This is a genomic window from Streptomyces sp. G5(2025), from assembly GCF_049542075.1.
Classification (GTDB): Bacteria; Actinomycetota; Actinomycetes; order Streptomycetales; family Streptomycetaceae; genus Streptomyces.
This window is the reverse complement of record NZ_JBMUZT010000002.1, coordinates 682,508-707,573: the sequence shown is the minus strand read 5'-3', so window position 1 is coordinate 707,573 and position 25,066 is coordinate 682,508. Positions and strand designations below refer to the sequence as shown.

General features: G+C 72.0%; 22 protein-coding genes, 1 tRNA gene and 5 pseudogenes. 17 read left to right on the top strand and 11 right to left on the bottom strand.

Annotated features, from left to right (window positions below):
• Nucleotides 1-41: 41 nt before the first annotated feature.
• Genes ACOBQB_RS03565 through ACOBQB_RS03550 form a run of 4 tightly spaced genes read left to right on the top strand, consistent with a single transcriptional unit; the run spans nucleotide 42 to nucleotide 1,939 of the window.
• On the top strand, nucleotides 42-476 hold the full coding sequence (locus tag ACOBQB_RS03565) for a roadblock/LC7 domain-containing protein (protein ID WP_127909528.1): 435 nt from the start codon (nucleotides 42-44) through the stop codon (nucleotides 474-476).
• A 2-nt stretch (nucleotides 477-478) separates the two neighbouring features.
• Nucleotides 479-850 (top strand): DUF742 domain-containing protein, encoded by a 372-nt coding sequence (locus tag ACOBQB_RS03560; RefSeq protein WP_423588699.1) that lies wholly within the window; start codon nucleotides 479-481, stop codon nucleotides 848-850.
• On the top strand, nucleotides 828-1,421 hold the full coding sequence (locus tag ACOBQB_RS03555) for a GTP-binding protein (RefSeq protein ID WP_423588697.1): 594 nt from the start codon (nucleotides 828-830) through the stop codon (nucleotides 1,419-1,421). The genes ACOBQB_RS03560 and ACOBQB_RS03555 overlap by 23 nt, the downstream gene beginning before the upstream one ends.
• Entirely contained in the window at nucleotides 1,421-1,939 is a 519-nt protein-coding gene (locus ACOBQB_RS03550) for a GAF domain-containing protein (RefSeq protein ID WP_423588695.1), read from the top strand. Before ACOBQB_RS03555 ends, ACOBQB_RS03550 begins: the two co-directional genes overlap by 1 nt.
• Nucleotides 1,940-1,967: 28 nt before the next feature.
• Here ACOBQB_RS03550 and ACOBQB_RS03545 read toward each other — a convergent pair whose 3' ends face one another.
• A complete protein-coding gene (locus ACOBQB_RS03545; protein ID WP_423588694.1) occupies nucleotides 1,968-3,860 on the bottom strand; it encodes a DUF2264 domain-containing protein in 1,893 nt (630 codons plus the stop codon).
• 360 nt (nucleotides 3,861-4,220) lie between these two features.
• Complete coding sequence (locus tag ACOBQB_RS03540; RefSeq protein ID WP_423588692.1) at nucleotides 4,221-6,716, bottom strand: polysaccharide lyase 8 family protein; 2,496 nt, start codon at nucleotides 6,714-6,716, stop codon at nucleotides 4,221-4,223.
• Between the two features lie 518 nt (nucleotides 6,717-7,234).
• On the opposite strand from ACOBQB_RS03540, the gene tdh reads away from it, so the two are divergent.
• Nucleotides 7,235-8,263, top strand: a complete 1,029-nt coding sequence (gene tdh / locus ACOBQB_RS03535) for an L-threonine 3-dehydrogenase (protein ID WP_423590361.1) — start codon at nucleotides 7,235-7,237, stop codon at nucleotides 8,261-8,263.
• 115 nt (nucleotides 8,264-8,378) lie between these two features.
• Nucleotides 8,379-9,584 (top strand): glycine C-acetyltransferase, encoded by a 1,206-nt coding sequence (locus ACOBQB_RS03530; protein WP_423588690.1) that lies wholly within the window; start codon nucleotides 8,379-8,381, stop codon nucleotides 9,582-9,584.
• A gap of 119 nt (nucleotides 9,585-9,703) precedes the next feature.
• On the opposite strand, the gene ACOBQB_RS03525 is transcribed toward ACOBQB_RS03530, so the two are convergent.
• Together ACOBQB_RS03525 and ACOBQB_RS03520 are read right to left on the bottom strand one after the other, a co-directional pair.
• The gene (locus ACOBQB_RS03525) at nucleotides 9,704-10,069 is read right to left on the bottom strand and encodes a winged helix-turn-helix transcriptional regulator (RefSeq protein ID WP_423588688.1); all 366 of its coding nucleotides are present in this window, start codon (nucleotides 10,067-10,069) and stop codon (nucleotides 9,704-9,706) included.
• Between the two features lie 43 nt (nucleotides 10,070-10,112).
• Nucleotides 10,113-10,439, bottom strand: coding sequence for a hypothetical protein (locus ACOBQB_RS03520; RefSeq protein WP_423588687.1), 327 nt, complete (start codon nucleotides 10,437-10,439; stop codon nucleotides 10,113-10,115).
• A gap of 89 nt (nucleotides 10,440-10,528) precedes the next feature.
• Between ACOBQB_RS03520 and ACOBQB_RS03515 the strand changes: the two genes are divergently transcribed.
• On the top strand, nucleotides 10,529-10,801 hold the full coding sequence (locus ACOBQB_RS03515; RefSeq protein WP_423590359.1) for a luciferase family protein: 273 nt from the start codon (nucleotides 10,529-10,531) through the stop codon (nucleotides 10,799-10,801).
• On the opposite strand, the pseudogene ACOBQB_RS03510 reads toward ACOBQB_RS03515, so the two are convergent.
• Nucleotides 10,779-11,717 (bottom strand): annotated as a pseudogene (locus ACOBQB_RS03510) (aminoglycoside phosphotransferase family protein). The gene ACOBQB_RS03515 and the pseudogene ACOBQB_RS03510 overlap by 23 nt on opposite strands.
• Before the next feature lie 310 nt (nucleotides 11,718-12,027).
• On the opposite strand from ACOBQB_RS03510, the gene ACOBQB_RS03505 reads away from it, so the two are divergent.
• The 4 genes and pseudogenes from ACOBQB_RS03505 to ACOBQB_RS03490 all read left to right on the top strand — a co-directional run bounded on the left by ACOBQB_RS03505 (nucleotide 12,028) and on the right by ACOBQB_RS03490 (nucleotide 14,685).
• Nucleotides 12,028-12,930 (top strand): LysR family transcriptional regulator, encoded by a 903-nt coding sequence (locus tag ACOBQB_RS03505; RefSeq protein ID WP_423588685.1) that lies wholly within the window; start codon nucleotides 12,028-12,030, stop codon nucleotides 12,928-12,930.
• A 287-nt stretch (nucleotides 12,931-13,217) separates the two neighbouring features.
• Nucleotides 13,218-13,820 (top strand): annotated as a pseudogene (locus ACOBQB_RS03500) (ATP-binding cassette domain-containing protein); the annotation flags it as partial.
• Nucleotides 13,821-13,916: 96 nt separating this feature from the next.
• Nucleotides 13,917-14,480, top strand: coding sequence for a helix-turn-helix domain-containing protein (locus tag ACOBQB_RS03495; RefSeq protein ID WP_423588683.1), 564 nt, complete (start codon nucleotides 13,917-13,919; stop codon nucleotides 14,478-14,480).
• A gap of 28 nt (nucleotides 14,481-14,508) precedes the next feature.
• Nucleotides 14,509-14,685, top strand: a complete 177-nt coding sequence (locus ACOBQB_RS03490; RefSeq protein WP_423588681.1) for a hypothetical protein — start codon at nucleotides 14,509-14,511, stop codon at nucleotides 14,683-14,685.
• Between the two features lie 196 nt (nucleotides 14,686-14,881).
• Here the strand turns inward: ACOBQB_RS03490 and ACOBQB_RS03485 are convergent.
• Nucleotides 14,882-15,217, bottom strand: a pseudogene (locus ACOBQB_RS03485) (sugar phosphate isomerase/epimerase family protein); the annotation flags it as partial.
• A gap of 155 nt (nucleotides 15,218-15,372) precedes the next feature.
• On the opposite strand from ACOBQB_RS03485, the gene ACOBQB_RS03480 reads away from it, so the two are divergent.
• Together ACOBQB_RS03480 and ACOBQB_RS03475 are read left to right on the top strand one after the other, a co-directional pair.
• Nucleotides 15,373-16,392 carry an alpha/beta fold hydrolase gene (locus tag ACOBQB_RS03480; protein WP_423588680.1) on the top strand — a complete coding sequence of 340 codons (1,020 nt, stop codon included), beginning with the start codon at nucleotides 15,373-15,375 and terminating at the stop codon, nucleotides 16,390-16,392.
• Between the two features lie 51 nt (nucleotides 16,393-16,443).
• Nucleotides 16,444-16,824, top strand: a complete 381-nt coding sequence (locus tag ACOBQB_RS03475) for an MmcQ/YjbR family DNA-binding protein (protein WP_423588678.1) — start codon at nucleotides 16,444-16,446, stop codon at nucleotides 16,822-16,824.
• Nucleotides 16,825-16,839: 15 nt separating this feature from the next.
• Here ACOBQB_RS03475 and ACOBQB_RS03470 read toward each other — a convergent pair whose 3' ends face one another.
• On the bottom strand, nucleotides 16,840-17,763 hold the full coding sequence (locus ACOBQB_RS03470; RefSeq protein ID WP_423588676.1) for a transketolase family protein: 924 nt from the start codon (nucleotides 17,761-17,763) through the stop codon (nucleotides 16,840-16,842).
• A 57-nt stretch (nucleotides 17,764-17,820) separates the two neighbouring features.
• Nucleotides 17,821-18,539 (bottom strand): annotated as a pseudogene (locus tag ACOBQB_RS03465) (transketolase).
• A gap of 138 nt (nucleotides 18,540-18,677) precedes the next feature.
• Here ACOBQB_RS03465 and ACOBQB_RS03460 point away from each other — a divergent pair.
• A tRNA-Pro gene (locus ACOBQB_RS03460) sits at nucleotides 18,678-18,751 on the top strand.
• Between the two features lie 140 nt (nucleotides 18,752-18,891).
• A pseudogene (locus ACOBQB_RS03455) lies at nucleotides 18,892-19,260 on the top strand (DinB family protein); the annotation flags it as partial.
• A gap of 172 nt (nucleotides 19,261-19,432) precedes the next feature.
• On the opposite strand, the gene ACOBQB_RS03450 reads toward ACOBQB_RS03455, so the two are convergent.
• Nucleotides 19,433-19,792, bottom strand: a complete 360-nt coding sequence (locus ACOBQB_RS03450; RefSeq protein ID WP_423588675.1) for a hypothetical protein — start codon at nucleotides 19,790-19,792, stop codon at nucleotides 19,433-19,435.
• A gap of 345 nt (nucleotides 19,793-20,137) precedes the next feature.
• Between ACOBQB_RS03450 and ACOBQB_RS03445 the strand changes: the two genes are divergently transcribed.
• Together ACOBQB_RS03445 and ACOBQB_RS03440 are read left to right on the top strand one after the other, a co-directional pair.
• Nucleotides 20,138-21,673 carry a class-II fumarase/aspartase family protein gene (locus tag ACOBQB_RS03445; protein ID WP_423588673.1) on the top strand — a complete coding sequence of 512 codons (1,536 nt, stop codon included), beginning with the start codon at nucleotides 20,138-20,140 and terminating at the stop codon, nucleotides 21,671-21,673.
• Complete coding sequence (locus tag ACOBQB_RS03440; RefSeq protein ID WP_423588671.1) at nucleotides 21,670-22,473, top strand: methyltransferase domain-containing protein; 804 nt, start codon at nucleotides 21,670-21,672, stop codon at nucleotides 22,471-22,473. Before ACOBQB_RS03445 ends, ACOBQB_RS03440 begins: the two co-directional genes overlap by 4 nt.
• Nucleotides 22,474-22,557: 84 nt before the next feature.
• On the opposite strand, the gene serC is transcribed toward ACOBQB_RS03440, so the two are convergent.
• Nucleotides 22,558-23,679 (bottom strand): 3-phosphoserine/phosphohydroxythreonine transaminase, encoded by a 1,122-nt coding sequence (gene serC / locus ACOBQB_RS03435; protein WP_423588669.1) that lies wholly within the window; start codon nucleotides 23,677-23,679, stop codon nucleotides 22,558-22,560.
• A 4-nt stretch (nucleotides 23,680-23,683) separates the two neighbouring features.
• Nucleotides 23,684-24,883: a glutamate-cysteine ligase family protein gene (locus ACOBQB_RS03430; protein ID WP_423588668.1), complete on the bottom strand. Its 1,200-nt coding sequence runs from the start codon at nucleotides 24,881-24,883 to the stop codon at nucleotides 23,684-23,686.
• Between the last annotated feature and the right edge of the window lie 183 nt (nucleotides 24,884-25,066).

The following is a 25,066-nucleotide window of genomic DNA, read 5'->3' as shown; positions in this document are numbered from 1 at the left end:
CGCAGACCCTCGAACGTCGTATCTCAAGGAGTCGATCCACCATGGCGAGCGATGCGCCGACCGGCCATGTATCCGATCTCGACTGGCTGATGAGCGGACTCGTGCAGCGCGTGCCGCACACCCGCAGTGCCGTCCTGCTCTCCTCCGACGGGCTCGTGAAGTCGGTGCACGGCCTCGACCCGGACAGCGCCGACCACATGGCGGCCCTCGCGTCGGGCCTCTACTCGCTCGGGCGCAGCGCCGGTGTCCGCTTCGGGGACGGCGGAGACGTCCGGCAGGTCGTCGTGGAGCTCGACTCCACGCTGCTGTTCGTCTCCACGGCGGGCTCCGGCACCTGCCTCGCCGTGCTCGCGGGCCGCGACGCGGACGCGGCCGTCCTCGGCTACGAGATGGCGATGCTCGTCAAGAGCGTGCGCCCGTACCTGATCACCGCGCCCCGGCAGCCGGCCGGGGAACCCGCGTCGATGAGGCGCTGACCATGGCGGCCCCGCACGACGGGCCCTGGCTCGACGACGCCGCGGGACGGCTCGTCCGTCCCTACACCGTCAGCAACGGACGGACCAGACCGACCACCCAACTCGACCTGCTCTCCCAGGTGATGGCCACCGGGTCGACCCCCCTCGGCTACCTCGGACCCGAGCACTCCGCGGCCCTCGGCCTCTGCGGAGCCCCGACCTCCGTCGCCGAGATCGCGGCCCAGCTGAAGCTGCCCGCGGTCGTCGCCAAAGTGATCCTCTGCGATCTCCTCGACTCCGGGGCGCTCACCATGAAGGCCCCGGACTTCTACCACAACCCCACTGACCGGTCCCTGTTGGAGGCAGTGCTCGATGGATTACGACGACAGCTCTGACCCCTTCCCCACCGCGCTGAAGATCCTGGTCGCCGGCGGTTTCGGGGTCGGCAAGACGACCTTTGTGGGCGCGGTCAGCGAGATCGCGCCGCTGAGCACCGAGGAACTGCTCACCACGGTCAGCGAGGCCACCGACGACCTGTCGGGCGTGGAGAACAAGACCACGACGACCGTCGCCATGGACTTCGGACGCATCACGCTCGACCCCGAACACGTGCTGTACCTCTTCGGCACGCCCGGCCAGGAGCGGTTCTGGTTCATGTGGGACGAGCTCTCCGAGGGCGCGCTCGGCGCGGTCGTGCTCGCCGACACCCGCCGACTGGAGGACTGCTTCGCCGCCGTGGACTTCTTCGAACAGCGCGGCATGGGCTTCATCGTCGCGATCAACGAATTCGACGGCGCCCACCGCTACGAACCCGAGGAGGTGCGGGCCGCGATCGACCTCGACCCCCAAGTCCCCGTCGTACGCTGCGACGCGCGGATCTCCAGCTCCGGCATCCAGACGCTCCTCATCCTCGTCAGGCACCTCCTCAACCACGCCCCGGCGCCCAGCTACGGAGCCCACACGTGATGCCGGACCGCCACCTGCTGCTCACCCCCGTCGACAAGGAGGCGCCCGCGCGCGTGCGGCGGCTGCGCGGGCTGGGCATCGGGGACCGGCCCGACCCGGCCCTCGACCTCTTCGCGGACCGGCTCGCGGAGCTGACCGGCGCGCCGTACGCGATGGTCAACTTCATCGACGAGAACCGGCAGTTCTTCGCCGGACTCCACGCCCCGGACAACGCCATGGGCCGCTATATGGCCCGCGACCACGGCTACTGCCCGCACGTGGTGGTGCGCCGCAAGGCGCTCGTCCTGGAGGACGTCCGCGACTACCCGCGGTTCGCCGGCAACCCCGTCGTGGACGAGACCGGCATCCGCTCCTACCTGGGCGCGCCCCTCATCGACCGTACGGGGATCGTGCTCGGCACGGTCTGCGTCGTCGACGTCGAGCCGCGCCGCTGGGGGAGGGCGGGGCTCGACACCATCAAGACGCTGGCCGCGGAGCTGGTCGAGCAGATCCACCGGCGGGAGGACGGCGGCATCTGACGCCGGTCAGACCCCGGCCGGACCCGGGTCACAGCTCCAGCTCCGTCCCGTCGGGGAAGCGGACGCGCACGCCCTCGTCGTCCACGGCGCAGGTGAGGGACTCGCGCAGCGCCCGGGGGTCGACCGTGTCGCGTGAGAGGGCGACCAGCGTGACGTGGACGCCGGCCCCGCCCGGGTGCTCGGGGAAGGCCAGGAAGGGCGTCGCGGAGTGCGGTCCGTACGCGTTGGCCGCGACCTCGCGGGCGATGCCCGTCTCCTCGTCCCAGCCGTGCAGGGCGACCACGGCGCTGGTGAGCCCCGCCGCCGTACGGGTGAGGGCCCAGCCGGGGCCGCGTTCGGCGTGCGGGGGTGTCCGGTCGGCCACCGCGTACCCGCCCTCGCGGACCGTCGCGCCCTCGGGGGCCCGCAGCCGGTGCGCGCGGATCTCCCACGGGCCGTGCGGCGCGCTCGTCGTCACGACGGGGAACGCCTCGTCGTGGCCCGGGAGTTCGGCGTCGTACCGTGACGAGGCGACGCGCCCCGCACAGCGCAGGGGGTGGATGCGCAGGCGGCGCGAGGGCGTGCCGTCGGGGGTGAGCAGGGCGAGGTGGCCGTCGACGGTACGTTCCCACGCGCGCTGGGCGGTCTCGGGGGCCGTCGCCGTCGAGTAGGCGAACTTGGCGTAGTGCGGGTCGTCCTGGGCCGGGCCTTCGAGCGGGTTGTGGTCGCTGCCGTGGTTGATCAGCCGCACGATGCCGTCGTGCCGCGTGCCGTGCAGCAGCCAGCCGGGCGCGGGGAGCGCGGTGTACTGGTCGGACTCCTCCACAGGCAGCGGGAGTTCGCGGTCCGTCCACACCGGGTGGTCGGCGGGCAGCAGCAGGCCGAGGAAGCCCTTGCTCGCCCAGTACGGTGACGCCGGGCCGGAGTAGCCCTGCGTGGCGGGCAGGAACGTCCCGTACCAGCCGAGCGGCAGCAACCCCCGCTCGTCGGGCACGCCGCGCTCCACGAAGTGCCGGGCCGTGCCGGAGGCGAGCCGCCGGGTCAGGCCGGGGGCCAGCGGCGTGCAGTTCGCGAGGGCGCCCATCCACACGGGCGCGGTGGCGGCGAAGCGGTAGGTGAGCGAGCGGCCTTGGTGCACGGGGCCGCCGTCGCCGCCGAAGAAGTGCGGGTAGGTCGCGAGGTACTGGCCGAGTCGCTCGCGGTAGACGTCGGCGCGTCCCCCGTCTCCGTCGGGGCCCGCCATGCGGGCCCACAGCAGCGGGTACAGGTGCATCGCCCAGCCGTTGTAGTAGTCGTAGTTGCGCCCGTCGCCGTCGCTGTACCAGCCGTCGCCGTGGTACCAGTCCTCGATGCGGCCCAGGCCGCCCTCGATGTCGGCCTTGCTGTACGGGGCGCCGACCGAGGCGAGGAACTGCTCGGACACCACCTGGAAGAGGCGCCAGTTGTTGTCCCAGGTCTTCGCGCCGACGAACCCGGAGAACCAGTCGACCACCCGCTCCTGGACCCGGGTGTCGAGCGCGTCCCAGATCCACGGGCGGGTCTCGTGCAGCCCGATCGCGACGGACGCGGCCTCGACCATCGCTTGCGAACAGTCGGTGAGCTCGGGCCACGCCTCGCCACTGCCGCGGTCGGTGCCGGCCGCCAGCCCCAGCGCGTAGCGCTCCACGAGGCGGGGGTCCACCTCGCCGCCCGCCCCCGCGATCCGGAACGCGGCCAGCAGGAAGGAGCGCGCGAAGCCCTCCAGCCCGTCCGACACCACCCCCGACCAACTCGCCCGCCCCGGCAGCCGGTACTGCGCGAACCCCGGCGTCGCGAAGGGCACCAGAGCCTCCAACTGCCGGTCGGCAAGCGCCTCCCAGTGCGCGCGGGCCCACCCGGTGAGCGGGGACAGAACACGGTCGGCGGGCGGCAGGGACAGGTGCGGTGGTGGCGGTGTGGGCATGGGCGTCCGTCACTCCTGATCGGCGGCGAGGTGGACGCGCCCCCGAAGGGGCGCGGGGAACGGCGCGAGCAACCACGATGCGTCCGCACGGTGAAGGCGCGCCCCCGAAGGGGCGCGGGGAACGGCGCGACAAGCCGCGACGCACCCGCGGAGGGAAACGCACCCCGAAGGGGCGCGGGGAACGGCGCGAGCAACCACGACGCACCCGCGGAGGGAAACGCACCCCGAAGGGGCGCGGGGAACGGCGCGAGCAACCACGACGCACCCGCGGAGGGAAACGCACCCCGAAGGGGCGCGGGGAACGGCGCGACAAGCCACGACGCACCCGCACATGACAACAGACAGACCGCGGCGGAACACTCACACGACCTCCACCGTATGCGTCCGCCCCCGAGAGCCACCGACCCGGACGCTCACCACACCACGCCGCCCCACCGTGACGGCCACCGTGTCATCCGCCCGCCGCACCCCCCGTACAGCAAAGGGCAGTTCAACCCTCACCGTCGCCCCCGTCCGCCCCGGATCGGACACCGCCACCGACGCACCACCCCCCTGCCCCCGCCGCACAAGCACGGCGCACGGCCCCGAAGCGGTCAGCCCCGCCACCGTGCCGGCCCGCCAGAAGTGCGCGGCGAGCAACCCCGCGCGGTGCGCCTCGACGGCCTGCACGGTGCTGTCGTTGGCCACGATCCGCACGGGCCGGGCGCGCGCCCACGCCGCGGTCGCGGACGCGCTCGCGCCGGGGAGCAGGACATAGGCGTACGAGGCCGCGTCCGGTGAGGTGCCGTGGTCCAGCCACAGCGTCACGTAGTGGCGGCTGACCGGCGTGGTACTGCCCCCCGTATCAGCCCCGGTGTTGATGTCCCGCCAGCGGCCGGTGCGCTCCTCGCGTAGGGCGTGCAGGACGTTCAGGCCATGGCCGTCCGCCCGGCCGGGGTGGTCGCGGGGGTCGGGGAAGACGTAACCGCCGGTACCTCGCAGGTGCGCCCACCGTGCCCCGTCGAACCGCGCGGCCCAGCCGTCGTGGCCGGGCTGCCCGCGCCCGTCCACGGTCAGCGTCCGGGCGGGCCCGCCCGGACGCAGATTCCGGTTCTCGACCACCGTCTCGATCGTGCGACCGTCGTGCGCGCTGATACCCGCGCCGAGCGCGACGACCACGTTGTCCAGGCAGAACCACGCCTTGTGGGCGCGCAGGGAGCTGCCGTCGGCGAGGAGTTCCATGGCGGCCGCGCCGTAGCGTCCGTCCAGGACCGCGCCGCCCGCCACCGCGTTCTTCGGGCGGTACGTCCCCGTGCCGGCGCCGGAGCCGATGTCGGCACGCGCGCGGGTGTCCACGGTCGTGCCCGGCAGGCGGTACGGATCCACGGTGGCCCAGAAGCCGTCGCCGAACTGCCCGAGGTCGTCGCCGTCGTACAGGTACGCCATGCCGTCGCCGGTGTACCAGCCGTGCAGGTTCTCGCCGTTGCCCGCCTCGTACGCGGCGATCCGCTTCGAGGAGAGCGACAGCGTGAGTGCCCAGCCCGGCCGCCGGTGCACCACGCGGTCCATGCCGGCGAAGACGAAGTGCCCGGTGAGCCGCTCCGTGGCCGGGACCGAGGCGTCGTCGAGGACGGCCTTGGCGCGCGCCAGCGCGGGGATGCCGACAAGACCCACGTAGGGCGTGGTCGTATTGCGGCGGATCCAGCCCTTGGCGAGGGCCCGCCAGCGCCGCGCGTACGCGTCCGGGGCGCCGGAGGCGAGGTGGAGGATGTGGGAGAGCGTCGCCGCGCCGTCGTGGTGGTCCCGCGCCCGCTCCCGGGATATCGCCCGGCCGCGCACGGCGTCCATCATCAGCCCGTCGAAGACCACCGGCGCGAAGGTCCGGTCCACCGCGTCGTACAGCACGGACGTCTTGGGGTCGGTGACCGCCCACGGCGAGTCCGCGAGCAGCGCGATCAGCTGGCCCGTGCTGCCGAGCAGGACACTGCCGTACGTGCCCGTGTACGCGACGGAGCCGTGCTGGACGAACGATCCGTCCTCGTAGAAGCCGTCGCCCGAAGTGACGTACCGGAAAAGGCTGTTCCGGCCGCCGTCCCGCACGTCGGACAGGCCGTCGCGGGCGAGCGCCACCGTCGCCGCGTCCCGGGCGAGCAGGCCGCGCAGGGCCACGATCACGGCCTTGTCGGCGCGGTTGGCGCCGGTCTCCGAGAGGGAGGGGGCGTTGGTGCGGCGGTCCGGGTTCGGGCAGAACTTCGCGACCGTCGCCGTGTACGCGCCCAGGTCCTCGGCGGGCATCCGCGCCCGCAGCAGGACGCAGGTGTCCATCAGCGCGCGGGGCGCCCCGATCTCCCAGAACCACCAGTTGCCGGACTCCGGGCGGCCCGGGTGGTAGCCGGTGGAGTGCAGCAGGCGCAGCGCTTCGAGCAGGGCGTCGGCGATCTCCGCGCGGCCGGTGAGCGAGGTGCCGGGCGTGGCCCAGGCGGTGGCGAGGGTGCGCAGGCGGGTGTAGCTCTGGCCGAAGTTGCCGGGGTCCGAGGCGGGGGAGAGGTCGGGCCACAGCGCGGTTCTGCCCGCCGAGCGGTCCAACTGCCGCCACCAGGTGGCCGCCTGGGTGTCGAGCGTCTTGAGCGCCGCGGCGAAGTCGGGGTCCGTGGCGTCGAACGCGCCGCCGGTCAGCTGTGTCGCCGCGCGGGCGAGGAGCGTGCCGTAAGCGTCCTCAACGGCCTCGGCGTCCGTAACCGCCTCCGCGTCTTTGCTGTCCGCGCGCTCGGCGGCCCGCGCCGCGCCGCCCGTCACCGACACGACGGCGGAGGCCGCCCCGGCCGTGAGCAGTACGCGGCGGCGGGGCCCGGTGGAGCCGGAAAGAGGCATGGGCATGCGAACTCCCAGAGGTGTCGGGGGACAGGATCGGGGGGCACATGAACGGGCGACAGAAGAACGGGCGATACAAGAACGGGCGGCACACGAACGGGGGGTGACCTCGCGTCAGCATGTAAGCGGTTGCTATGTCGCGCAAGAGGGCGCGTAATTCCTTTTTGCCGCCACGGTAAGCGATTACTGCGTTGCCGCCTCCCGCCCGTCGCCGTCGCCGCCCGGATGGCGATGGCGGTGGCGACGGGCGAGAGGGGCCACGCCTTCGCTGCGGGACGGCGGGACGGCGGGACGGCGGGACGGCGGGGCGATGGGACGCCGCGTGTGGTGCCCGGCCTGGATCACGACCTGACCGCTGCGCCGCGTATTTCGAACGCGGTCAGACCCGCTGACCCCCGAGGTTGTAAGGAAACCTGCGGCGGCGCTTAAGAAATCCTCGATGGACCGGGGCGCCGCCGTAGGGAAGATTCCTGTGTCGTCGAAGCAAGCAGTGACATACGCGACGTACGACAGGAGCCGTGGCCTTGAAGGCGCTGGTCAAGGAGAAGGCAGAGCCGGGACTCCGGCTGATGGACGTGCCGGAGCCGGTCATCGGCCACGGCGACGTCCTGATCAAGGTGCTCCGCACCGGGATCTGCGGAACGGATCTGCACATCCGCGACTGGGACGGCTGGGCGCAGCAGGCGGTCGCCGCGCCGCTGGTGGTCGGGCACGAGTTCGTCGGCGAGGTCGTCGAGACCGGCCGTGACGTCGTGGACATCAAGGCCGGCGACCAGGTCAGCGGCGAGGGCCACCTGGTCTGCGGCAAGTGCCGCAACTGCCTGGCCGGGCGCCGCCACCTGTGCCGCGCCACGGTCGGCCTCGGCGTCGGGCGGGACGGGGCCTTCGCGGAGTACGTCGCGCTGCCCGCCAGCAACGTATGGGTGCACCGCGTGCCCGTCGACCTCGATGTGGCCGCGATCTTCGACCCGTTCGGCAACGCTGTGCACACCGCCCTGTCCTTCCCGCTGGTCGGCGAGGACGTCCTGATCACCGGCGCCGGACCGATCGGCCTCATGGCGGCGGCCGTGGCCCGGCACGCCGGGGCCCGCAACGTCGTCGTCACCGACGTCAGCGAGGAGCGCCTGGAGCTGGCTCGCAAGGTGGGCGTCAGCCTCGCCCTGAACGTGGCGGACTCGACGATCGCCGACGGCCAGCGCGAGCTGGGGCTGCGCGAGGGCTTCGACGTCGGCCTGGAGATGTCCGGCAACCCGCGCGCGATGCGCGACATGGTCGCCAACATGACCCACGGCGGCAAGATCGCCATGCTCGGCCTGCCGGCCGAGGAGTTCCCCGTCGACTGGTCGCGGATCGTCACCTCGATGATCACGATCAAGGGCATCTACGGCCGCGAGATGTTCGAGACCTGGTACGCGATGTCCGTGCTGCTCGAAGGCGGCCTCGACCTGGCTCCCGTCATCACGGGCCGCTACGGCCACCGCGACTTCGAGGCGGCCTTCGACGACGCGGCGAGCGGCCGCGGCGGCAAGGTCATCCTCGACTGGACCTCCTGACCCTTCTGACCCTTCTGACCCTGCTCGGCTCACCGACGGCCCACCGACGGCCGACCCTCGGCCCACCAGCGGCTGACCGACGGCCACCAACGGCTCACCTCCGAAGGAATCACGCATGTTCGACTCCGTACGCGCAGACCTCCAGGCCACGCTCGACGAGATCGCCGCCGCGGGACTGCACAAGCCCGAGCGCGTCATCGGCACCCCGCAGTCCGCCACGGTCGCCGTCACCTCCGGGGGCCGTCCCGGGGAGGTCCTCAACTTCTGTGCCAACAACTACCTCGGCCTCGCCGACCACCCCGAGGTCGTCGCCGCCGCGCACGAGGCCCTGGACCGCTGGGGCTACGGCATGGCCTCCGTCCGCTTCATCTGCGGCACGCAGGAAGTGCACAAGGAGCTGGAGGCGCGGCTCTCCGCCTTCCTCGGCCAGGAGGACACGATCCTCTACTCCTCCTGCTTCGACGCCAACGGCGGTGTCTTCGAGACGCTCCTCGGCCCTGAGGACGCGGTGATCTCCGACGCCCTCAACCACGCCTCCATCATCGACGGCATCCGCCTCTCCAAGGCCCGCCGCTTCCGCTACGCCAACCGCGATCTCGCGGACCTGGAGCAGCAGTTGAAGGAGGCGTCCGGTGCGCGGCGACGGCTGATCGTCACCGACGGCGTCTTCTCCATGGACGGCTACGTCGCCCCGCTCCGGGAGATCTGCGACCTCGCCGACCAGTACGACGCCATGGTCATGGTCGACGACTCGCACGCCGTCGGCTTCGTCGGCCCCGGCGGCCGCGGCACCCCCGAACTGCACGGCGTCATGGACCGCGTCGACATCATCACGGGTACGTTGGGCAAGGCGCTCGGCGGCGCCTCCGGCGGCTACGTCGCGGCCCGCGCGGAGATCGTCGCGCTGCTGCGCCAGCGCTCGCGCCCGTACCTCTTCTCGAACACGCTCGCCCCGGTGATCGCGGCGGCCTCCCTGAAGGTCCTCGACCTCCTGGAGTCCGCGGGCGACCTGCGCGAGCAGCTCGCCGCGAACACGGCGCTCTTCCGCTCTCGGATGACCGAGGAGGGCTTCGACGTCCTGCCCGGCGACCACGCCATCGCCCCGGTCATGATCGGCGACGCGGCCGTCGCGGGCCGCATGGCGGAGCTGCTCCTTGAGCGGGGCGTGTACGTGATCGGCTTCTCGTACCCGGTGGTGCCGCAGGGCGCGGCACGCATCCGCGTACAGCTGTCCGCGGCGCACTCCACGGAGGACGTGAACCGCGCGGTGGACGCCTTCGTGGCGGCGCGTGCGGAGCTGGGGGAGTCGGGCGGAGCCTGACGGCCCTGACAACCCTGACGCTCGGAAGGCCGGAAGGCCGGAAGGCCGGAAGCCCGGAAGGCCGGAAGCCCGGAAGGCCGGAAGGGGGGAAGGAGGGAAGGGGGTGCGTGCCGGGCGCCTCAGCCCTGTGTCGTGTCGTAGGCGTGCCGGGCGGCTTCGACGTGCTCCAGGTGGACGTCCGACCAGTCGGTGAGCGCGGCGAACACCGGGCCGAGCGACCGCCCGAGCGCGGTGATCTCGTACTCCACCCGGGGCGGGATCTCCGCGTGGTACGTGCGCGTGACGAGCCCGTCGCGCTCCAGCTGGCGCAGCCGCTGGGTGAGCACCTTCGGGGTGATCTTCGGCAGCCGCCGCTGGACCTCGACGAACCGCTGCCGCCCGTGTTCCTTGAGCACCCACAGGATCGGCGTGGACCACCGGCTGAAGACCAGGTCCACCACCGGGCTGATCGGGCACGCCCGGACGGGGTCGGGGCGCGACGTCATACGGCCTCCATGGAGCCAGTTCCTGCTGGGGAGTCACTATCTTCTAGGAACCTACTATCCCGCGGCTGTTAGCTTCCGTGGCGGGTGCCGGGCCGTCCGGCACCGGCACAAGAAGGAACACGCCATGAGCACGCTTTCCCTGCCCCACCGCGCCGGTGAACGCCCCCCGACCGGCCCTTCCGTCCCCCACGTCCAGCTCGGCCAGAACAGCCCGGACGCATTGCGCGAGCGGCTGAAGGCGTGGATGACCGACCAACTGCACGATGCCGGCCACCCGCACGATGCCGGCCACCCGCACGATGCCGGCCACCTGCAGGATGCCGGCCACCTGCACGATGCCGACCACCCGCACGGCACCGGCCGCCAGCACGGCGCCGTCATCCGGCCCAGCGAGATCTCGGAGCCGGGGTCGCTGGCCTTCTTCCTGGGTGACACCACGCCCCCGCCCCCGGCGCGGTCCTGCTGCCGCCCCGCCTCAACGCCGAGTTCGCCCACGTCCACACCGACGGCAGCCTCCACCTGGCGCTGTCGCAGGAGGACCAGCGGGAACTCATCGCCAAAGGCTGGGGCGAGCGCCATCCCCTCTACTCACCCACCGTCAACGTGGTGATGCTCTACGGGCCCCGCACCGACGAGGAGTTGGAGAGCGCCAAGGCGGTCGTCGCGGCGTCCTATCGCTACGCCGCGGGCCACGCACCCGCACCGCGGCTCAGCCGGTCAGCGCCTCGGTGATCTGGCGGGCGGTCTGCGCGGCGACCCGGGGGCTGGTGGCGGCGTAGGTGGTGTAGGCGTTGAGACCGGTGGCCAGCGCCCAGCCGCGGCCACGCAGCCAGGTGGCGTCATCCACGCCGAGCGCGGCACGGAAGACGGCCCGGCTCGCGGCCGACATCAGGGTGAAGACGATGGTCAGGTCGCAGGCCGGGTCGCCGACACCCAGCTCGCCGAAGTCGATGACCGCGCTGAGGCGTCCGCCCACGGTCAGCAGATTGCCGGTGTGGAAGTCACCGTGGAACCACACCGGCGGACGGTCCCACGCGGGGGCAGCGAGGGCCGCGTCCCACAGCTCGGCCATGGCCGGGCCGTTGAACACGCCGCCGGCCTCGACGACGGCGGCCCGGGTGCCGCGGTCGCGGTCGGAGAGGCGGTTGACGGTGAGCGACTCGCGGGCGCCGGTGCCGGAACCGCCCGCGCGGATACTCCCTCTCCCCGAGCCCCCGGTCCCGCACCCCTGAAGTGCCCTGAGGAACTCCGCCGGCTGAACGGCGGCGCCCGGCGAGTCGCCCAGCGTCTCCGTGGTCGCCGCCTCGCCGTCCAGCCAGCGCGTCACCGCCCACGGCCAGGGGTAGCCGAAGCCGGGCTCGCCCACCCCCACCGGTTCGGGAACGGCCAGCGGCAGATGCGGGGCGAGCCGGGGGAGCCACGCGGACTCCTTCTCGGCCTGCCTGATGGCCCCGGAGTGCCGGGGCAGCCGGACGGACAGCTCATCGCCGAGACGGTGGATCACGTGGTCCGAGCCGGCCGGGTCCAGCAGCTTGAGCGGCAGTCCGGCCTACTGCGGGAACTGCGCATCGATCAGTCGCCTGGCCAGAGCCGCGTCGATCGCCGGACGGAGGTCGGTTCCGGCGGGTGCGGTGCTTTGGGTCACCAAGCCGGCTCCTCGCGATGGTCGCCCGCTCGTGCGGGGCGTGCGGGGCGTTCAGGGCGTGCGGGGCGTTCGGGGCGTTCGGGGCGTTCAGTCAACACCATCACAGCGCTCGCTGAGCCCCCTGTCGACCGGTTCTCCCGACGGGCGCGGCGACCCCACGGCGGGCGCGGGAGCCCGGCGAGACCGGTGGTGCGGCGGAGACCGGTAGTGCGGCGGAGGCCGGTGGCGGCGGAGACGGGTGGTGCGGCGGAGACGGGGTGTGCGGCGAGACCTGTGGTGCGGCGGAGGCCGGTGGTTTGGGAGAATCAGCCGCATGATCGAAGCGCGGCGGCTGCACATCCTCCGTGCGGTGGCCGACCACCGCACGGTCACGGCCGCTGCGGCCGCGCTGTACCTCACCCCCTCCGCGGTGTCCCAGCAGCTCACCGCCCTGGAGCAGGAGACCGGCCACCGCCTGGTCGACCGCTCGGCGCGCGGCGTACGCCTGACGGCGGCCGGAGAGATCCTGCTCACGCACACCAACGCGGTCCTCGCCCAGCTGGAGCGGGCGGAGGCCGAGCTCGCCGCGTACAGCTCCGGTGAGGCGGGGACGGTCACCGTCGCCTCCTTCGCCACCGGGATCGGCCTGGTCGTCGGCCCGGCCCTGGCCCGCCTCGCGGACACCGCGCCCGGCATCCGGGTGCGCGTCCAGGACGCGGAGGGCGACGCCAGCCTCCCGATGGTGCTGGACCGGCAGGTCGATGTCGCGGTCGCGGTGGAGTACCGCGGCGCGCCGGGCGCGGACGACCCCCGGCTGACCCGGGTCCCCCTCTACGCGGAGCCCTTCGACGCGGTGCTCCCGCTCGGCCACCGGCTCGCCGAGGACGACCGGGTGCCGCTGGCCGAGCTGGCCAAGGACGCCTGGATCGGCCCCTTCGCCGGCAACCCCTGCCACGACGTGGTCGTCCTCGCCTGTGAGCAGGCCGGGTTCCAGCCCGTGCTGGAACACTGGTCGGACGACTTCCGCGCGGTGGTGGCGCTCGCCTCGGCCGGCGCGGGTGTCGCCCTCGTGCCGCGCTCGGCGCTGCGCGGCATGGACGTGTCGGGCGCGGTGGTGCGTCCGGTGGAGGGCGCGGCCCCGACGCGCAGGGTGTTCGCGGCGGTGCGGTGCGGGGCGGAAGACCATCCCCTGATACGCCCGGTCCTTGCGGCGCTCGGAGAAGCCGCGGCGGGCTGAGCCACTCGGCGCCGCCGGCTGGGGGCGCTCCGGCGAACGAAACCCAACTCCTGCCTCGTGATCCTGCGTTCAGCCAGTCGTCAGCGTGACTGACTGGTTATCAGTAAGCGCTTTCTCGCGCTCTCTGGGTTCTCCCGGCACTCCGCACCGCTCTCTCCGCTCCGAACGGCACGGAACACCAGGGGAGTTCCTCATAAGGCAGAGCGCACTGTCCGCGACTCCGACTCCCGTGCGGCCGGCCGGCCGGGCGTCGCGGAGCGGCAACGCCCGGGGCTCGGACGTCGTACGGCCGAAGCGGCCGAGGAGAGCTGGCGGCCGCTCGTGCCGCTGCTCGTCTGCTTCGGCGCCTGGTCGGTGATCGCCGCCACCGGCATGGTCGAGTCCCACCCCGTGCCCTCACCCGGCGCCACCCTCGACGTCATCCTCGAAAAGAGCTCCCCGCGGAGCGGGCACGCGCGCGTACCGATGAACTGATCCGCATGACCGGGCCCGGCGGCTTCGAGGACGCGTACCCGCATGAACTGTCCGGCGGCATGCAGAAGCGCGTGGCGCTGTGCCGGGCGCTGCCGCACGAGCCGCCCGTGCCGCTGATGGACGAGCCGTTCGGCGCGCCCGACGCGCTCACGCGCGAGCAGGTGAACGTGGAAATGCACCGCACCTGGCGCCGGACCGGTACCACGGTGCTCCTGGTGACGCACCCGAGCGCCGAGGCCGCGTATCTCGCGGACCGCGTGGTCGTGATGCGCTCGCGTTCCGGCACGATCGCGGAGATCGTCGAGGTGGGCCTGCCCGCGGAACGGGAGTACGCGGGCACGCTCGCGTCCGCCGCGTTCCGGATGGCGACCGGGCGGATCAGGGAACTTCTGGGGGCGGTCGCGGCCCACGACTGAGGGCCGGATCCGACGCGGCCGGATCAGATCACAGAGACAGGTCGGAGGGGAGGATCGCGATTGCCGTCATCCCGTATGCGGGATAGCGTGCCAAATATGGAACATGAAGGAGTCGATGCTCGCCTGGCCGCCCGGCTGTCCGAACTGCGCGCCGAACGCGGCTGGTCCCTGGGTGAGTTGGCCGAACTGAGCGGGATCAGCCGCTCCACCCTGTCCCGGGCCGAGCGCGCGGAGATCAGCCCCACCGCCGCCCTCCTGAACCGCCTCTGCGCCGTCTATGAACGGACCATGTCGCAGCTCCTGAGCGAGGTGGAGGGCGAGCCCGCGCAGCTGGTGCCCGCCGTCGACCAGGCGGTCTGGGCGGACGACGAGGCGGGGTTCATGCGCTGGTCCGTGTCTCCGCCGCACATCGGGATGCGCGGCGAACTGGTCGAGGCCCGACTACAGCCGGGCGCCGACATCGCGTACGACCGGCCGGCCGTGCCCGGCCTGGAGCAGCACATCTGGGTGCTCGAAGGCTCCCTGGAGGTCACGGTGCAGGGGGACGCGCACACCTTGCGCACCGGCGACTGCCTGCGCTTCCGGCTGTGGGGCGCGTCACGCTTCCGCTGCGTGGGGGAGCAGGCCGTGCGGTACGCGCTCGTGGTGGTGAAGCCGTGAAGCCGGGAAGCCGTGAAGCCGTGAAGCCGTGAAGAGGGTTTCGGCTCCCGTCGGCCAGGACGCCGTCACCCGACTCGACGCCGCCCGGCTCCTGGACCAGCCGGACGGGCTGGGCGACCTGCTCGTCGACACGGTGCGCGGTGACGCCTCGCTCGGCTTCCTCGCCGGTCTGGAGCGCGCCGAGCCGGCCGCCCGGTGGCGCTGACTCGCCGCGGCGGTCCACTCCGGCGGCCTCGCAGTCCGGACCGCCCGCGACCGCCGAGATCGCCGAGATCGCCAAGCTGAGGGTCCACCCTCCGCGGGCGGGCCGGGGGGCCTGGCCCGCGCCCTCTCCGGCCGGGACCATCCCCGATGACGCGACGGACCCAGCGGCCCACCCGGCCACACCCTGGAGGCCGCGCTCAATACCGCAGCGCCGCCAAGCAGCCGTAGCTGTGGCGCGCCGTCGCGAACGGATCCGCCGGGCTGTCGTGCTCGACCAGCCTCTGCCGGACGCCGTCCACGCGCGCGTGCGCGAACATCGCGGCGAAGTCGAGCGTCCCCGACCCCACGTCGGCGAAGCCGCCGTCGGCCGCCATGCCCTTGACGTGAAGCGCGGGGAAACGGCGCGGATGACGCCGGAAGTACGTCGCCGGATCCGCGCCGCCCTTCACCGCCCAGTTCAGGTCCAGTTCGAAGCCGACCAGCTCCGGATCGGTCTCCGTGAGGAGGATGTCGTACAGGCTGGTGCCGTCGACCGGACGCGGAGCCGGTTGGGCGAGTGGTCCGCATGACGCACCGCACGTGGGGGAGGCTGAGCCCCAGGAACCACCGCCCAAGGAACCCCAAGGAACCCCGAAGGACCCCGAAGCAAGCCGTCCGCCCGCAGGAAACCACCCAGGGAGCCCGCGCGATGCCCGACCACCCCGACCACCCCGACGACACGGCCACCACCCCGAGCGCCACCTACACGGCAGGACTGCTCAACGCGGCGGACGGCGTGCCCGTCGCCACGTACACCTGGCTGCCCGCCGACGGCAGGCCGCGCGCCTACGTCCAGATCGCCCACGGTGCCGCCGAACACGCCCTGCGCTACGACCGCTTCGCCCGCCACCTGACCGCGCACGGCTACGGCGTGGTGGCCTCCGACCACCGCGGCCACGGCGCGACCGCGCAGGCCACCGGCGGCTACGGCGTGACCTCCGGACCGGACGGCGCCTCGGATGCCTCAGGTACCTCGGATGCCTCGGATGCCGACAGCTGGCGGGCGATCGTCGACGACCTCAAGGCCATCGGCGACCAGGTCCGCACCCTGCACCCCGGGGCGCCGTTCTTCCTCCTGGGACACAGCCTCGGCTCGATGCTCGCGCGGGACTACGCCCAGGAGTACGCGGACGGCCTCGCGGGCGTGATCCTCTCCGGCACGTTCCGCTCACTGCCGGGCGCCGAACTGGACGGGGCTATCGCCCGCCTGGAGCGCGAGGTCGCCGAGCGGGGCCGCGCCGCGATCTCCTCGTACGTCCCCGACCTCTTCGCCTCGTTCAACGACCCCTACCCCCGCCGCACCGGCTTCGAGTGGCTCTCCAGGGACGAGGCCGAGGTCGACGCGTACGTCGCCGACGAGCGCTGCGGCTTCGCCTTCTCCGCGGGGCTCTGCCTGGACTGGGTGCGCGCCGTGCGCAAGATCAACGACCCGCGCAACCTCGCCCGTGTCCCCGCCGATCTGCCGATCCACGTCGCGGTCGGCGAACAGGACCCGTGCAACCAGCGGATGACACTGGTCCACGAACTCCTGGAGGACTTCCGGTACGTGGGCGTGGAGGACCTGACGTGGAAGGGCTACCCCGAGGCGCGCCACGAGATCCTCAACGAGACCAACCGGGACGAGGTCCAGGAGGACCTCACGGCGTGGCTGGACAAGCGGGTGCTCTGAGCCCGGCCGGTGAGTCCGCGCCTGTCAGTGGTGTTGGCTACGGTTCGTGCCATGTCGAAGTCCAGATCCCGGGCCCGCGTCACCTCCGATGACGTGCGCCGCATCGCCCTCGCCCTGCCGGACACGGTGGAGAAGATCGCGTGGAGCATGCCCACGTTCCGTGTCTCCGGAAAGATGTTCGTGACCGTCCCGGACGACGAGACGTCGATCGCGGTGCGCTGCCCGAAGGCCGAGCGGGACGAACTGGTCCTCGCCGAGCCGGACAAGTTCTGGGTCGCCGCGCACGAGGCGAGCTCCGCGTGGGTGCGGGTGCGCCTCGCGGCGCTGGACAAGGAGGAGCTCACCGACATCCTGGCCGACTCCTGGCGCCAGGCCGCGCCGCCCCGTCTCCTGGAGGAACACCCCGAGTTGGGAGTCCCGGCCCCGGAGTGAGGCCACGTCGGCATATCACGACGTACGTACGGAAGCCCGCTCGCCCAGGAAGCCGCTGATCCGCCCGCGCAGCGACCCCGCGTCGAGGCCGTGGGCGGCCAGATGCTCCTCGACCTGACCGTAGCGGCGCAGCTCGCGGCGGCCCACGCCCAGGCCGAGCACACGGTGCGGCAGGTCGGCGAGCGCGTCGTTCACCGCCCCGGTCGAGGTCCCGGCGAGGTACGGCTCGACGACCACGACGTCGGCGGAGTCCGCGTCTCCGGCGGCCCGGCGCAGCGCCCGCGCGTCGAAGGGCCGCACGGTGGTGGCGTAGAGCACGCTCACATCGAGCCCCTCCGTCGCGGCGAGGACCTGGTCCAGCAGCGGCCCGACGGCGACCACCACACCGCCCCGCCCTTCACGCACGGTGAGGAACCGCTCACCGTCCACGGGCAGCGCTCGCCCGTTGGACTGCACGGACAGGCGTACGTACACCTTGTCGTCGCCCGCCGCGACGGCGTGCCGCAGGAGCGTCTCGGCCTCATCGGGGTGGCCCGGTACCTGCACGGTCCAGCCATCGAGGGTGTCGAGCAGCGCGACATCGCCGGGCGACATGTGCGTGAAGCCCCCGGCGGGCCAGTCGAAGGACGCCGCGGCGCTCACGAGAACGCCACCGAGGCCCTGGTGCCCGAAGTCGAGCTTGATCTGCTCGAAGGGCCGCTCCACCAGGAAACTCGCGAAGGTGTGCACCACGGGCCGCAGCCCCGCGAGCGCGAGCCCCGCGCCCGCCCCGACGAGCAGCTGCTCCCTGATTCCCACGTTGATCACCCGGTCCGGGTGCTTGCGCATCGCCTCCGCGAAGGCGTCCCTGCCGATCTCGGCGAGGACGACGGCGACGCGCGGATCCTCGTCCAGCAGCCGCGAGACGACGGGGGCGAAGCGGTCACGCATGGTGTCCATGACAGAACGGTCCTTCCGAAGGTACGGGGTGGGTATAGGGGGCGCCGCCGGTCCGGCTCACGCGCTCTGGGGCTCGCCCGAGAACTCCTTGGGCTCGGCCCGGGCGACCACCACGCGCGGCCGTCCCGGATGCGGTGCGGTGAAGGCCGCGTACAGCGCGTCGTGATCCCGCCCGTCGACGGTCTCGGTGGACCATCCGGCGGCTTCGAAGCGGGCGGTGATCCCGCCGGGCCTGGCGTAACTGGCCGAGGCGTTGTCGATCACCAGGACGTGCAGCTGTTCGAGGCCGGCCCCGCGTAGGCGACGGCCTCGTGATTGCTGCCCTCGTCCATCTCCGCGTCCCCGACGAGCACCCAGACGCGGGGCTCGGTGAGGCCCTGTGCCTTCAGCCCGAGCGCTGTCCCCACGCCGATCGGCAGCCCGTGCCCGAGGGACCCGCTGCCGATCTCCGCCCCGGGCACCAGCAGCCGGTCCGGGTGGTGCCCGAGCGGAGAGTCGTACGCCCCGAACCCCTCCAGCCACTCGACGGGCACGAAGCCCTTGGCGGCGAGGACGGCGTAGTAGGCCATGGGCCCGTGCCCCTTGGACAGCAGGAACCGGTCGCGTGTGGGGTCGTCGGCCCGTCCCGGTGTGACGCGGAGCACGCGGTCGTAGAGCACCCAGAGGGCGTCCAGCGTCGAGGTCGCGGCGGGCCCGTGCTTCTCGTCCCCCGTCATGAGCCCCATGAGACGGGGCAGGTCGGCGTATCCGTATGCGCGTTCCGTGGTCGTCGTCATGCGAGAAGCGTGCGACCTCAAGCGCACTTGAGGTCAAGGGGTGGCCGGCGGGCGAAAGGGGTGAGCGATCACCGGTCGGAGTGCGGTATTGTTTCCGTGCGCGTTCGGCCAAGGGGAAACACCAGGTCACACGGGCAACGGGACGTGGCGCAGCTTGGTAGCGCACTTGACTGGGGGTCAAGGGGTCGCAGGTTCAAATCCTGTCGTCCCGACTGGAGACAGTCGCAGGTCAGGGCCGGTTTTCGGAGACATCCGAAAACCGGCCCTTGATCATTGTTGGGGCCGGCTGGGGGCCGGTTGGGGGCCGCGCCCTTGACCGGGGTCAGCGATCCGGCGGAGCACGTGTACCTGGACCTCACCGGTCATGACCATGGCCGGGCTCATCTCCCACATGCGCTGGACCGAGCACACGTGGCTGGCAGTGCTGTTCCTCGGCGGCGATGAGAAGCAGAACCCGTCGTTCGACGAGTCGAGCGAGGACGCCGACTGGCACACCGACGGCCGCCCGCTCGCGGAGCTCCTGGCGGAGTACGAGGCCCAGTGCGCCCGCAGCAACGAGATCGTCGCCGCGGCCTCCCTGGACGACGTCGGCCGCCACCCCGACTTCCGCTCCGGCAGCGCCCACCTCCGCTGGATGTTGATCCACCTCGTCGAGGAGACGGGGCGGCACGCGGGGCACGCGGACATCGTCCGGGAACTGCTCAACGGCAGGAAGGGCTATGACTGGCCTGGCGCGTTCGGCGCAGGCGCCGCCGCCCGCATATCGTGCCGATTGGGCCGAAACCCCACGTAGATGGTGTGCCCGGCGACGGCATCGCTCCGAGGCGATGCCGTCGCCGGGCAATCCCCGGACTGGCGAGCGTTCTTCACGACTCAGGGGACGGGGCGTCGTGTCAGGCAGCCCACTGACCGGTGGAACGCGCTGTCGACCTGAAGCCGAAGGAGAACTGAGTGCCATTGGCGACGTGCGTCGCGATGACGTTCCACCGCCCTCCGGGCATGAGCTTGTAGGAGCTCTGGCATACGTCGCCGCCGGAACTGCGTTTGCAGCAGACCGCGACGACGCCGCTGTACCGCTGGCCTTCGGCCTTGGTGTAGGACTTCGGGTTGTCCGGGCACCCGTGGACGCGCGCCTCGCCTTGTGTTCCTGTCCCCGCGGCACTGGCGGTAGTGGTGGCGCCCACCGTGAGGCAGCCGGCCGCCAGCAGTAATCCGCCTGCGGTCGATAACGCTTCCTTGGCGCTCTTTCCCATGTTTCCTGTGTCCTCCCAGTTCGAAGCAGGGGGCTCTCCGCTGAACAGAGGCGACTTCGCTCCTTGGCTCACAGCACTCGGCCGCGTTCTGTGCTTGCCGCTGCACAGCCATGCTGACGGGCCGACAGGCAGCCGGTCACTGGATGGCCGAACGTAACTGCTACCTCCTGTTCACCCGGGACCACACCGAGGAACGTCGGCCGCGCTCTCGGCTACGCCCCAAGCTGATCGATTCTCTCAGGGACGCGACGGGGCTCCGTTGCCATGGCGCACGCCGGAGATGGGCATGCTGGTGTCGATCGGTTCTGACGGGAAAGCTGGCAAACCTCTGGGATACGAGGATTCATGGCTATTTCGAACCAGCACGTTCCGAACCAGCACGTTCCGAACCAGCACGTTCCGAACCACCACCTCGAGACCGGCACGTCCCCTACGGACGAGCTGCGCGAGCCGTGCGGCCATCAGCGCGCCCACATCACCGACTCCCTCTTCCACGGCGGGGGTTATGCGACGCCGGTGAGCCGGCGGATCTTCTGCGACGAGTGCCGACTGCGGCGCTGGCTGCGCGTGGAGGCGGCGCTGGCGGCGTGCCAGGAGCGGCTGGCGATGATCGCGCCCGGCACGGCGGCGCAGGTGGCCCGTGCCTGCGAGCCCGGCCGCGTCGACCTTGCCGCTCTGGCGCCCGAGTTCCGCCTCACCGGCCACTCGCTGGTGCCGCTGCTGCGCGGTCTGGAGGCGGCGTGCGAGGACGCGTCGGGGGAGATGGTGCATCTCGGGGCGACGACCCAGGACATCCAGGACACCGCGCAGTCCCTGGAGATGCGCGAGGTTCTCGCGGAGGTGGACGCCGGGGTGCGGACCATGGCGGAGGTCCTGGCCGGCATCGCCGGGGAACACCGGGAGAGTCTGATGTCGGGGCGCACGCACGGACAGCCGGCGCTACCGATCACGTTCGGGCTCAAGGTCGCCGGCTGGCTGGACGAACTGCTGCGGCACGCGGAGCGGCTGGGGCAGTTACGGCCCCGGGTCCTGACGGCCCAGCTGTCCGGCGGCGTCGGCACCATGGCGGGCTTCGGCGGTCGGGGCCGCGAGCTGCTGGAGCTGTTCGCCGCGGAACTGGACCTGGGTGTGCCCGCGGTCGGCTGGCATGCCGCCCGGGACCGGGTGGCCGAGTTCGGGACCGTGCTGGCGATGCTCACGGGCACGCTGGCGCGTATCGCCGATGAGATACGGGTGCTGTCGCGGCCGGAGGTCGGCGAGGTGTCCGAGGGCTGGCGGTACGGCAGGGTGGGAAGCAGCACGATGCCGCACAAACGCAATCCGGAGCGTTCCGCCCAAGTGGTGTTGCTGGCCCGGCTCGCCCGCTCGCATGCCGCCCTCGGGATCGAGAGCATGGTGCAGGAACACGAACGGGACTCGCGCGGCCTCCGTATGGAGTGGGTCGCGGTCGCGGACGTCTCGCACTACACACTGGCCGCGCTGGACACGCTGAACGAGGTGCTGGCCGGCCTGCGGGTCGACAGCGCCCGAATGGCCGCGAACGCGCGGGCCATGGCCGAGTCCCTCTGTACGGAGGCGGTGATGCTGGCCCTGACCCCGTCGATCGGCCGGCAGAGCGCGCACTCCCTCGTGTACGAGCTGAGCCAACGGGCCCAGAGCGACGGCAAACGGCTGCGGGACTGCCTGCTGGCGGACGCCACCGTCACCACCTGGCTCCGCGCCGCCGACGTGGACGCCCTGCTCGACCCCGGCCGCTATCTCGGTGAGGCACGGGAGCTCACCGATCTCTGCCTCGACCGGGCCCGGGAGTGGCTGGCCGCCACCCCGCCCGCGGAGCCCCGGCCCTCCGGCACCGCTCTCGCGTCAGGCCCCCTCTCATGACCGGGCTGCTGCGTTTCGACGGGGACCGGGCGACAGAGGCCGACACGGAGGCGCACACCGCCAGCATGGTCGCCCAGCGCGAGCACCTGCGTCGTCAGCTCGCTGTGCGGGCCGGGAGCCGGGTGCTGGACGTCGGGTGCGGGCCCGGCTATCTGCTCTCCGAACTCCGCGGGGACATCGGTCCCACAGGCCGGATCTACGGCATCGACATCAGCGAGTCCATGCTGAAACTGGCACGGGACCGGTGCGTTCCCGCCACCGAGGCGGCATCGGTCGACCTGCGGAGCGGACGCGCCGAGGAAATTCCCTTCCCGGACGCGAGCTTCGACGCGGCCGTCGCGGTGCAGGTCTACGAGTACGTCGAGGACATCGAACGTGCTCTTGGCGAACTCTTCAGGGTCCTGCGGCCCGGTGGCCGTGCGGTGATCCTGGACACCGACTGGGACTCGCTGGTGTGGCGCTCGGCCGATCGCGGACGGATGCGGGAGATTCTGGAACTCTGGGAGGACCACGTCGCCCACCCGCGCCTCCCGCAGCAGCTGGGACCACGGCTGCGGAAGGCCGGCTTCGAGGAGGAGCCGCTGACCACGCTGACCTTCGTGGACCGCGAGCTGGACCCGGGAAGATACAGCTACTGGCAGGTCGGTTTCATCGAGGCGTTCCTCGCCGATCACCCCGGGGCCCGCGCGGAACAGACCCGGGCCTGGAGCGCCGAGCTGCGCGAACTGGCCGCCGCGGGCGAGTACTTCTTCAGTCTGGGCCGGTACGCCTTCACCCTGCGCAAACCGACCGGACTCTGACGGTAAACGGTGACCGGCCGGGCTCCGGCCGGTCACCGTCGTCGCGGTGCGCCGAGCCCCGGGAACGGGCGCAGGGCCCTGTCGTCAGCCGCGCACCCGCTCGAACTCGCGCAGGAAGCCGCACAGCGCCCGGACACCGTCCTCCGGCATGCCGTTGTAGACCGAGGCGCGGACACCGCCGACCGTGCGGTGGCCGGCCAGACCGAGGAGGCCCTCGGACGCGGCCAGGGCCACGAACTCGTCCGTCAGGGACTCGTCGGTGAGGCGGAAGACGACGTTGGTGACGGAGCGGTGCTCCGGCTCGGCCGTCGGGCGGTAGAAGGAGGAGCGGTCGAGTTCCTCGTAAAGAAGCGCGGCCTTGGCCTCGTTGCCTCGCTCGACGGCGGCCAGACCGCCCCGGTCCCGGACCCATTCCAGGACCAAGGACAGGACGAACAGGGCGAAGGTGTTGGGAGTGTTGTCGAGTGAGCGCGTCCGGGCCTGGACGGCGTAGTCGAGCAGTCTCGGCGTGGCGGGCAGCGCGTGCCCGATCAGGTCGTCCCGGACGGTGACCAGGGCCATGCTGGAGGGCCCCAGGTTCTTCTGGAACCCGGCGTACACCACGCCGAACCGGCTGTGGTCGAGTCTGCGGGACAAGATGTCGCTGGTGGCATCGGCCACCAGCGGTGCGGGCAGGTCGCGCGGGAAGTCGGTCCACCGGGTGCCGTACACCGTGTTGTTGCTGGTGAGGTGGATGAACGCGGCGTCCTGCGGACAGTCCCGCGCCCGTACGGCCGGTATCCGGTCGAATGAGGTGGCCGCGCTGCTGGCGACGGCTCTCACGGCGCCGTACCGCGCCCCCTCACGACACGCCTGCTGGGCGAACAACCCCGTCTCCACATAGCCGGCCGTGCGGGCGGCGGAGCGGCCGATCAGGTTGAGGGGCACGGCAGAACACTGCATCCGTGCCCCGCCGTGCATGAAGAACAGCCGGTGGTTCTCGGGAAGCGCGCACAGCCGGCGGAAGAGCGCCTCCACGGTGTCCAGGATGCCGGTGAACCGCGGCCCCTTGTGGCTGATCTCGATGACAGAGGCCCCGTCCGTCGCGTGGGCCGCGAACTCCTCGCGTATCCGCTCCGCCACCGGGCGGGGCAGGGTCGCGGGCCCGGCACAGAAGTTGTACGCGTGCCGGGGCGGCGCGGCGGGTAACGGGGATCGCTCTGTCACGTCGTCACATCCTCAGCTTCTCGACCAGCGCCTCGATTCCCTCGGCGCGCAGACACGCGGTGGCGTCCGCCGAGGGGTTCGTGCGGTCCTTCAGACGCCTGGCCAGCGGCTCCAGCTCCTCGGCGGGCACGGTCTTCCCCTGCCTGAGTCCTTCCTCCGCGACGGCGAACGCCTGCTGCCCCCACTGCGTCAATGGGGCACCGGCCACCTCCGCGTGCCATCCGTGGGCCTGGACCCGGGGCATGGCCGCGCGTGACCGATCGAGGGACCAGGGGCTGAAGAGCTCCGCGCACTGCTCGATGTTCTCCAGCCAGCCCGTGATCATGGCCAGCCAGGCGAAGGTCTCCTGGCGGCTCATGGTGGGCAGGTGCCGGATCTCGACGAAGGTGCCGCGGCCGCCGTCGCGCAGCACGGACTCGGGGCGCTCGGCCGCGACCGCGGCGAGGATCTCCGCGACGCCGCACGTCTCGTCCAACCGCATCCTGACGCGCACCGCGGGCCAGTAGAAGACGAGGCCGGCGGCCAGGTCGTCGACCGTGCACGACAGCGTGCGCTTCGCGCCGTGGAAGTCGACGAACTCCGCCTCGCCCGCGGCGGCGAACTCCGCTGTGGTCAGCTCCGGGGCCACCGGTCGGTAGATCATGCCTGCCCTGGTCACCTCGAAGATGGAGGTGGCCCAGGCGTCCCGCATGTACTGCGCCAGGCCGCTGTAGGAACGGCGGGGGAAGAGCAGACGGTCGGCGAAGAACGGATTCGACTCCGACAGTTCCATGTAGCCCCGCATCCGCAACGACTGCCACGGCTGGACGCGTTCGCCGAACACCGCGGAGTTCGCGCCCCACGCGCACAGCAGCGGCGTCATGTTGATCAGGGTGTTGCACACCGTCATCACGTCGGGCAGCGGTACGTCGATGTTGAACTGGACGGCCGCGAAGCCCGGCCACGCGTCAGAGGCGTAGTGCCCGGGGAACCGCTCCGCCTGCGCCAGCCAGAACTGGTAGTGCCCCTTGTCCGCCAGATACTCCCGCCCGAGCGTCTCCGTACGGGGCTGACAGCCATGCGCCATGACGGACAGCCCTTCGGCCGCCATGGCGGGAAGCAGCAGGGAGTCGAGCGTGTCGTGCCACGCCGCGCGGGCGGCGGCGAAGCCGTCCTCCGGCGGGAGGGCCATCTCCACCGTGCAGTAGCCGTAGTCGTTGCCCACGTCCAGGGTTCCGTTGGCACGGGGGACTTGACGCCCACCACGGTCCCGCTCACGGCGTCGGAGTAGGTGGAGAAGCCCTCCTGTCGGGCGAGCCGCTCGAACAAGCGCTGTACGGAGCGTTTGTCGGCCGCCATGCCTCGGGCGTCGACGACGGGCAGCTCTGACTCGATGCCGATCTTCACA

What these genes read in the sequence shown, in the direction of transcription:
- ACOBQB_RS03565 (WP_127909528.1), top strand. Translation starts at nt 42, where the DNA reads ATGGCGAGCGATGCGCCGACCGGCCATGTATCCGATCTCGACTGGCTG.
- ACOBQB_RS03560 (WP_423588699.1), top strand. Translation starts at nt 479, where the DNA reads ATGGCGGCCCCGCACGACGGGCCCTGGCTCGACGACGCCGCGGGACGG.
- ACOBQB_RS03555 (WP_423588697.1), top strand. Translation starts at nt 828, where the DNA reads ATGGATTACGACGACAGCTCTGACCCCTTCCCCACCGCGCTGAAGATC.
- ACOBQB_RS03550 (WP_423588695.1), top strand. Translation starts at nt 1,421, where the DNA reads ATGCCGGACCGCCACCTGCTGCTCACCCCCGTCGACAAGGAGGCGCCC.
- ACOBQB_RS03545 (WP_423588694.1), bottom strand. Translation starts at nt 3,860, where the DNA reads ATGCCCACACCGCCACCACCGCACCTGTCCCTGCCGCCCGCCGACCGT.
- ACOBQB_RS03540 (WP_423588692.1), bottom strand. Translation starts at nt 6,716, where the DNA reads ATGCCCATGCCTCTTTCCGGCTCCACCGGGCCCCGCCGCCGCGTACTG.
- ACOBQB_RS03530 (WP_423588690.1), top strand. Translation starts at nt 8,379, where the DNA reads ATGTTCGACTCCGTACGCGCAGACCTCCAGGCCACGCTCGACGAGATC.
- ACOBQB_RS03525 (WP_423588688.1), bottom strand. Translation starts at nt 10,069, where the DNA reads ATGACGTCGCGCCCCGACCCCGTCCGGGCGTGCCCGATCAGCCCGGTG.
- ACOBQB_RS03505 (WP_423588685.1), top strand. Translation starts at nt 12,028, where the DNA reads ATGATCGAAGCGCGGCGGCTGCACATCCTCCGTGCGGTGGCCGACCAC.
- ACOBQB_RS03495 (WP_423588683.1), top strand. Translation starts at nt 13,917, where the DNA reads ATGGAACATGAAGGAGTCGATGCTCGCCTGGCCGCCCGGCTGTCCGAA.
- ACOBQB_RS03480 (WP_423588680.1), top strand. Translation starts at nt 15,373, where the DNA reads ATGCCCGACCACCCCGACCACCCCGACGACACGGCCACCACCCCGAGC.
- ACOBQB_RS03475 (WP_423588678.1), top strand. Translation starts at nt 16,444, where the DNA reads ATGTCGAAGTCCAGATCCCGGGCCCGCGTCACCTCCGATGACGTGCGC.
- ACOBQB_RS03470 (WP_423588676.1), bottom strand. Translation starts at nt 17,763, where the DNA reads ATGGACACCATGCGTGACCGCTTCGCCCCCGTCGTCTCGCGGCTGCTG.
- ACOBQB_RS03450 (WP_423588675.1), bottom strand. Translation starts at nt 19,792, where the DNA reads ATGGGAAAGAGCGCCAAGGAAGCGTTATCGACCGCAGGCGGATTACTG.
- ACOBQB_RS03445 (WP_423588673.1), top strand. Translation starts at nt 20,138, where the DNA reads ATGGCTATTTCGAACCAGCACGTTCCGAACCAGCACGTTCCGAACCAG.
- ACOBQB_RS03440 (WP_423588671.1), top strand. Translation starts at nt 21,670, where the DNA reads ATGACCGGGCTGCTGCGTTTCGACGGGGACCGGGCGACAGAGGCCGAC.